This window comes from Bradyrhizobium sp. (assembly GCF_017881085.1).
In the GTDB taxonomy this organism is placed as follows: Bacteria; Pseudomonadota; Alphaproteobacteria; order Rhizobiales; family Xanthobacteraceae; genus Bradyrhizobium.
On the sequence record NZ_JADGRI010000259.1, the window covers coordinates 1 to 7989 of the forward strand.

Here is a 7989-nt window from a genome sequence, read left to right on the forward strand (position 1 = left end):
TCACTGGCGGCGGATATGGCAGAATCCGGGCGAACTCCTGATCCCCGGAATCGCAGACATGGCCACTCGCGCCCTCCTTTATCGGCGGCCTTACGAACCTTCTCGTCTTTTGGTCAAGCACGGCTCGCAGATCTATTCGGTCCGGCTGCGCCGGCACCGCCGCGCACGCCGCTATACCTTGCGCATTCATCCAAGCGACCGCGAAGCGATCCTGACCATGCCGCCGCGCGGTACCATCGCCGACGCCAAGGATTTCGCGCAGCGTCACGGCGGCTGGATTGCGGCGCGCCTCGGCCGCTTGCCGAAAGCGGCACCGTTTCTGCCGGGCACCGTGGTGCCGCTGCGCGGCGTCGCGCACAAGATCGTGCATCGCGCGGGCTCGCGCGGCACGGTGTGGACGGAAACGCGCGATAGCGGCGAGCGGATTCTGTGCGTGGCGGGCGGGCCTGAGCATATCGAGCGGCGGGTGCATGATTACCTCAAGCGCGAAGTCCGCCGCGACCTGCACAAGGCGGCGCTGTTCTATGCGGAAGCGCTGAACGTCAGGGTAAAGCGGCTGTCGATCCGCGACCAGTCGAGCCGCTGGGGCTCCTGCACGTCGGCCGGTTCGTTGTCGTTTTCGTGGCGGCTGATCCTCGCGCCGCCTTACGTCCTCGACTATCTCGCCGCGCACGAAGTGGCGCATCTGGTCGAGATGAACCATTCGGCGCGGTTCTGGAAGGTGGTCGCCCGGGTCTGCGGTCACGTCGAGCGCGCCAAGACCTGGCTTGATACGTCCGGCAACGACCTGCACCGCTACGGCATCCAGGACTGAGTTCGCGCGCCCACAAACGCGCGCTCGATATCTCCAAAATATATCAAGGCATTAGATGGGCCGCAGGATCGGCCCGTCATGAGCCGTCGATGCCGTACCCGCGCGCGGCCAAAAACCGGGCTGCCGCAGTGACGCCGTGTTAACCGCTTCCCGGCGATAGTCGCGCGGGCGGAGCACACCCGAGCTCAAGGCGACCGGCCATGACGATGACGAATGCCGCGGCAGGGCGCAGCGGCACGAGCGATCTGATGTTGGCAGCGGCGCGGACGCATCCGCTCGCCGCGATCATGCTGTTGGCCGCGGCGATACGTTTGCCACTCGCCCTCTGGCCGAACTTCCATCACCCCGACGAGATGTTCCAGTATCTGGAGCCGGCCTGGCGCATGCTCGGGCATGACGGCATCGTGTCGTGGGAATGGCGGGAAGGCATGCGGAGCTGGCTGCTGCCAGGCATGATGGCCGGCCCCGTCGTGCTTGGCGATTGGCTCGTTCCGGGCGGGATGGGTGCATTCATCCTGCCTCGCCTTGTCGTCGCGATGGCATCGCTCTCAATCGTTGTTTCTGCCTGGGCATTCGGCGCCCGCGTGTCCCGAACGCATGCTGTCGTCGCTGGTTTCGTTGCCGCGATCTGGTTCGAGTTTGTGTATTTTGCGCCCCATACGCTGGGCGAACCGCTGGCAACGGCGGTCATCTTGCCCGCTGCGTTGTTGCTGACGCGGGAGGCTCCGTCACAGCGGGACCTCCTGGGTGGCGGTGCGTTGCTGGCGCTCGCCGTGCTCTTTCGTTTCCAATACGCGCCGGCAGTCGCAACGCTTGCGATCTGCGCCTGCTGGCAGCACCACAGCCGGATATTCCCGATCATGGCAGGCGGTGTCGCCATCTTGGTCGTGAGCGCGGCCGTCGATGCGGCGCACGGTGCGGTTCCATTCATCTGGCTCGTCGCGAACATCCGGCAAAACCTGTTGTACGATCGCGCCTCCGAATTTGGGGTGATGCCTGCCACCGCCTACATCGATTGCTTTTGGTCGATGTGGTCGATCGCCCTTGTGCCGCTGGTGTTTGCCGTCCTCAGGGGTTGGCGGCATGCGCCGATGCTGCTGTGGGCCGCTCTCGTCAACGTCGCGTTTCATAGCCTTATCGGTCACAAGGAGTATCGCTTCATCTTCCTGTCGGTTGTGCTGCTGGTCATCATCGCAGCCCTCGGCTCGGTCGACTGGATGCTGACGCTTCGGAGCAAGCCCTGGTGTCGCCGGCTTGCGGTGCCGCTGATCGTCGGCGGCTGGATCGGGATTTCCGCCGTGCTCGCCGCAACGGGCTCAATGCCGGAATACTGGCTCCGCGGAATTGGCGCGGCTAAACTGGCCTCGGAGCTCAGGGCCGATTCGCAGATGTGCGGCCTGGCGCTTTACGACGCGCCATACACTCTGCTGACGGGAAAAGATCGTCTCGCCGGCAATGCGCCCATGTTCGTCCTGTATTCGACCGATCCGCTGGCCGCCGGGCATTTGGCGGCGACCGCGTCCACCGCGTCGCCGGCCTTCAATCGCATTCTCGCGCATCGCTCGATGGAAAAGGCATTGCCCCCCCAATTTCACCCGGCGAGGATGCGAGAGTGTCGGTAGTTCCGAGGTGTGTATCTACGCGCGGGGCGGCGGCTGTGACGCCGCTGCCGCGGCATCTTTCACGATCAACGACGTGCTGGCGCGAGTCGGTCTTTGATCGCCGTCTGGAGCATGATCCCGAAAAGTCGGCCGCCCGCCAGATTGCGATTGGCCCGTATTTTTACCCGGAAACGGCGTCACGCAATTTCAATGATTCTGGGTTCCGGTCCGGACTCCTGTCGAGCCGGCGAAAAGCGGTGCCTGCCTTAACCCGCGCTAAAGCACGATGCGCGCCTTCCGCGCCCCGCGGTCGGCATTACCCGCCTCTGAACTTTATTTCTCAATCCTTATGAGGTGAAGATGTCGGCGGCCCGCAGTCACCACGTGACTGTCGGATAGAAAATTCGATGTGCAAGGCCGCCTTTCGCAATCCTCAAGGGTGCGCCCCGTGACTATCCGCCGCCGCCTCCTGTTGCTGGTCCTGGGAACCGCTTTGCTGCCGGCCATCCTTGTAGGTGGGCGATATTATCAGGATCGCGGCAAGGAGATCCAAGCCACCATCGGTGGTCTGGCGGCTACGGCGCGCACGATTGCATCGAACTTCGACGCCAAGGTCCAGGCTACGACCCAGCTTCATTTCGGCTTGTCGCGCGCCCGCGACCTCGCCGGCCGCGACAAGGCGGCGTGTTCGAATTTTCTTGCCGAGGTTCTCGAGAAGAACCCTCAATTCACCGGCATCCTGACCATCGATCCCGATGGCAGTCTGTTCTGCGATTCCTTGCGCACCGGGCGCGTTCTCGACTTGCGGGATCGCAACTACTTCAAGCAGGCGCTCGCCTCCCGCACGGTCGTGATAGAGCCGGTGTTCGGCCGGCTCACCGGCTCGGCCGTTCTGCAAATTGCCCATCCGGCGCGCGATGAGGCCCGGCAGCTGCAGTTCATCCTGCTGGCTTCGCTCGATCTCAACAGGGTTATGGAGGAGCAGATCCAGAACCTGCCGCGTGGGCTGGAAGTCCTGCTGACGGATGCCAAGGGTACGGTCTTGACCCGGTCACCGGCGTGGCCCCGGGAGCACGCGCCGGGCGCCTCGATCGCAGATTCCACACTGTTCCGCTTCGCCGCTGAAAATCCCGGCGGAACGAAGGAATTGGCCGGCACTGAGGGCGAAACCCAGGTTTGGGCGGTAGCCGACACGCTTGCCGTCGGGGGCGTCAATCTGCACGTCATGGTCGGCCGCACAAAATCGGACCTGGTGGCGGCTCCCAACCGGCGTCTTGCGCAAGACATGGCCGGCTTGGGCGCTCTATCGCTATTGCTGTTCGCCGGGGTCTGGCTGCTGGCGGAATTCGCCATTCGCGTCCAGATCAGCCGCATCGTGGAGATGGCCCAACGCCTGGGCGCCGGTGATCTCGCCACCCGCATTCTGCCGCCCTACCCGAAGGGGGAGCTCGGTGGGCTGATGACCGTCCTGAACGGCACCGCCGCCTCTCTCGAACGCCAGAAGCAGGATATCGAAGAGCTCAACCTCAAGCTAAGCCAGTCGCAACGACTGGAGGCGCTGGAAAGGCAGCGGCTCGACATCGCCGTCAACAATATTCCCCAGGGCCTGCTGATGTACGATGCAACGGAGCATCTCGTCGTCTGCAACCGGCCCTACATCGAAATGTACGGGCTGTCGCCGGACGTGGCGAAGCCCGGTTGCAGCTTTCATGATCTCATCGCGCATCGCAAGGAGACCGGCTCGTTTGTCGGCAACGTTGAGGAGTATTGCGCCAATATCCGGCGCAACGTCGCGCTGGGTGAGGTTAACTGCAACATTGTAGAGGCAAGCGGCGGACGATCGATCCAGGTCTTGAACCAACCGCTCGCAGCCGGCGGCTGGGTCGCCACGATGGAGGACATCACCGAGCGCAAGCGCGCCGACACACAAATAGTGCATATGGCGCATTACGATGCGCTGACCGACTTGCCGAACCGGGTGCTGTTCCGCGAACGGCTCGATAGCGGGCTGCGGACCATCGAGGTCGGCAAGCAATTGGCGGTGCTCTACATCGACATCGATGAATTCAAGAGAATCAACGATTCGCTCGGGCACTCGATCGGTGATGAACTGCTAAAGGCCGTGGCCGGCCGCCTGCGCGGCTGCATTGCCGTCACCGACTTCGTTGCCCGGCTCGGCGGCGACGAATTTGCGATCATCCAGACTGCGGTAGAGCGGCCGGCGGATACCATGGATCTGATTGCGCGGATCTACCAGGCGATCCGGGAGCCCTACGATTGCGTCGGCCACCTGCTGACGACCGACGCCAGCATCGGAGTAGCGCTGGCGCCGCAGGACGGCACCGATCTGGATCACCTGCTGAAGAGCGCCGATCTGGCCATGTACGAGGCCAAGGCCGATGGACGGCGGACCTATCGCTTCTTCGAGCCAGGCATGGATGCGCGCGTGAAGGCGCTGCGCGCCCTGGAACTGGACCTTCGTCAGGCGATCGCGGACGGCGGGTTCGAAATTCATTACCAGCCGCTGGTCCACCTCAGGGACAACCGGGTGACGGGCTGCGAAGCGCTGCTGCGCTGGCGTCACCCCCAGCGCGGCATGATCTCGCCCGCCGAGTTCATCCCGGTCGCCGAGGAGACCGGCCTGATCGATGCGCTGGGGGAATGGGTGCTGGGCACGGCGTGTGCCGAGGCGGTAAGCTGGCCGGACCAGATCAAGCTCGCGGTCAACGTCTCGCCGGTGCAGTTCCGCAGCCAGGCCTTCGCACTGAAGGTCGCCGTCGCGCTTGCCGCCTCAGGTCTGCCGGCGCACCGGCTGGAACTGGAAATCACCGAGGCGGTTCTGATCCGCGACGATGAGGCGGCGCTTGCCATGCTGCATCAGCTGCGCAAGCTCGGGGTAGGTATCGCGCTGGACGATTTCGGCACCGGCTATTCCTCGCTGAGCTATCTGCAGCGCTTCCCGTTCGACAAGATCAAGATCGACCGCTGCTTCATCAAGGACGTGGCGGAGGCCGAGGGTTCTGCCTGCATCGTGCAGGCCGTCGTCAACATCGCCGCCGCGCGCCACATGACGACGACGGCGGAGGGCGTCGAGACCGAGCAGCAACTGGATATGTTGCGCAAGCTCGGATGCACGGAGATGCAAGGCTATCTGTTCAGTCCGGCGGTCCCCGCCGCCGACATCAGCCGTCTCCTGCTATCGCGTCGCGACCCGGTCGCTGGCGCAGCCTGAGCCGGGCGGCTGAATACGCTTTCCATATGCGATCGATAGCCGCTTCGCCCGAAGCGCCTCTATCGCCCGAACAGCCGATCCACCAGCCAGCCGTCCAACCCCGCAGAGGCTTCCGGGCGGGCCGACGTGCGCGTCGGCGCGGGCCGGTTCGGGCTAGCCGAGGGAACCGGCGCGAGCGGACCTGGCGCGGGCGCCGCCGGCGCGGAAGGCGGGCTCACCTGTGACGCGGCCTGCATCAGGTTCGAGAACAAGCCGCCTCCTTGCGAAGTCGGCAACGCCGCAACCGGCACGCCCTGGTGGGCGGCTTTCATGAAGCGGGTCCAGACTTCCACCGGCAGACCGCCGCCGGTCGCCTTCCTGGTCGGCGAATTGTCGTCATTGCCGAGCCAGACGCCGGTGACGAGATTGGCGGTGTAGCCGATGAACCAGGCGTCACGGAAATCCTGGCTGGTGCCAGTCTTGCCGGCGGCCATCCAGCCCGGAAGCTCCGCCTTGTGCGCGGTGCCCGAGAGCAGCGTCTCCTGCATCATGGTGTTCATGGCAGCGACATGGCGCGGTTCGATCACCTGGCCAGGTTGGTCGGGCTGCCTTGCATACAGCACCTTGCCGCCATCGGTGCGGATCCTGGTCACGACATGCGGCGAGACCCCGAGGCCACCATTGGCGAACGGCGCATAGGCGCCGACCAGTTCCAGGAGCGAAACCTCCGAGGTGCCGAGCGCGATCGAGGCGTTGGCGTCGAGCCGCGACGCGATGCCGAGCCGGTGCGCGGTGCGCACCACGTTCTTCGGCCCCACTTCCAGTCCGAGCCGCACCGCGACCGTGTTGAGCGACATCGCCAGCGCCTGCGTCAGCGTCACCGCGCCGAAATATTCGCGGCTGTAGTTTTCCGGTTTCCATCCCTTGACGTCCAGCGGCGCATCCTGCCGGATCGTGTCCGGCGTCAGCCCGGCCTCGATCGCGGTGAGATAGACGAACGGCTTGAACGCCGAACCCGGCTGGCGTTTGGCGGTCACGGCGCGGTTGTACTGGCTTTCGGCATAGTTGCGGCCGCCGACCATGGCGCGCACCGCGCCGTCAGGCGTCATCGCCACCAGCGCGCCCTGGCTGACATTGAACTTGACGCTTTTTGCCGCAAGCTCGTCGATGACGGCGGCTTCCGCGACGGCCTGCAGCTTCGGCTCGATGGTGGTTTCGACCACGATGTTCTGGTCGATCTGGCCGACGAGGTCGTCGAGCACCTCGCCGATCCAGTCCGCCACGTAGTTGACCGTGCCGGCGCCCGCCGCCTTCACATTGTAGGAGGGATGCCCGATCGAGGCCTGCGCCTGCGCTTCGGTGATGAATTTGGCGTCCGCCATGGCGGCAAGCACGATCTGCGCCCGCTTCTCGGCGCCTTCCGGATTGCGGTTCGGCGCCAGCCGCGACGGCGATTTGACGAGGCCTGCGAGCATCGCGGCCTCCGCCAGCGTTACGGCCTTGGCCGACTTGCCGAAATAGCGCTGGGCGGCGGCCTCGACGCCATAGGCGCCGGAGCCGAAATAGACCCGGTTGAGATAGAGCTCGAGAATCTCCGATTTGGAATGCTTGCGCTCCAGCCAAAGCGCGAGTTCGACTTCCTGCAACTTGCGCTGCAGTGTGCGCTCCTGCGTCAAAAACAGGTTCTTGGCGAGCTGCTGGGTCAGCGTCGAGCCGCCCTGCGAAACGCCGCGATGCAGCACGTTCGCCACCGCCGCGCGCATGATGCCCCAGGGATCGACCCCGTAATGCGAATAGAACCGGCGATCTTCGATGGCGATGAAGGCCTTCGGCAGATAGGGCGGCAGGTCCTTCAGCGAAACATTGGCGCCGGCCATTTCGCCGCGGCTCGCCAGCACGCTGCCGTCGAGGCCTGTGATCTGGATCGTCGGCGGGCGCTTCGGGATTTCAAGCGCCTGGATGGGCGGCAGATGCGCGCCGGCCCAGACCACGGCGCCGACAATCGCGATCGCCGCCCACAGGCCGAGCACCGCGCCCCAATAGAACAGCCGGAACAGGCCGGCGCGCGCCCGGCCTCGCGATTTGCGCTTGCGGCTCATGCGGGCAGGCTTCGGCTTGCGCTCGCGCGGCGCATTATCGTCGTCTTCATCTGGCTCAACGGGCTTGCGTCTGGCGGATGATTTCTTCGGCTTCTCGTCGTCGGCGACCGAGACGCGATCCTGCGGGCCGAGGCGCAATCCGGCCAGCGATGCGCCGAGCCCGAATTGCGGCTCCTTGCGACCGCCGCCCTTTTTTCGTCCCCACGCCATACGCAAACGCTCGCGCCCCGATGCATGACATTAGCGGGCGGGGTTTAAAGCCGT

At 64.9% G+C, this 7989-nt stretch carries 4 protein-coding genes; 3 read left to right on the top strand and 1 reads right to left on the bottom strand.

Features of this window, described 5'->3' with window-relative positions; genetic code table 11:
- From QZ213_RS21005 to QZ213_RS21015, 3 genes are all read left to right on the top strand, one after another.
- Positions 1 to 814 (top strand): SprT family zinc-dependent metalloprotease (locus tag QZ213_RS21005; RefSeq protein ID WP_291688017.1); only part of this gene is annotated, 814 nt, incomplete at its 5' end.
- 200 nt (positions 815 to 1014) lie between these two features.
- Positions 1015 to 2436, top strand: coding sequence for a 4-amino-4-deoxy-L-arabinose transferase (locus QZ213_RS21010; protein WP_291688018.1), 1422 nt, complete (start codon positions 1015 to 1017; stop codon positions 2434 to 2436).
- Between the two features lie 427 nt (positions 2437 to 2863).
- Positions 2864 to 5647, top strand: a complete 2784-nt coding sequence (locus tag QZ213_RS21015; protein ID WP_291688019.1) for an EAL domain-containing protein — start codon at positions 2864 to 2866, stop codon at positions 5645 to 5647.
- Between the two features lie 59 nt (positions 5648 to 5706).
- Here the strand turns inward: QZ213_RS21015 and QZ213_RS21020 are convergent, their stop codons facing one another.
- Positions 5707 to 7935: a penicillin-binding protein 1A gene (locus QZ213_RS21020; RefSeq protein ID WP_291688020.1), complete on the bottom strand. Its 2229-nt coding sequence runs from the start codon at positions 7933 to 7935 to the stop codon at positions 5707 to 5709.
- Between the last annotated feature and the right edge of the window lie 54 nt (positions 7936 to 7989).

Coding starts and splice junctions, on each gene's coding strand:
- QZ213_RS21020 (WP_291688020.1), bottom strand. CDS start 7,935: ATGGCGTGGGGACGAAAAAAGGGCGGCGGTCGCAAGGAGCCGCAATTC.
- QZ213_RS21010 (WP_291688018.1), top strand. CDS start 1,015: ATGACGATGACGAATGCCGCGGCAGGGCGCAGCGGCACGAGCGATCTG.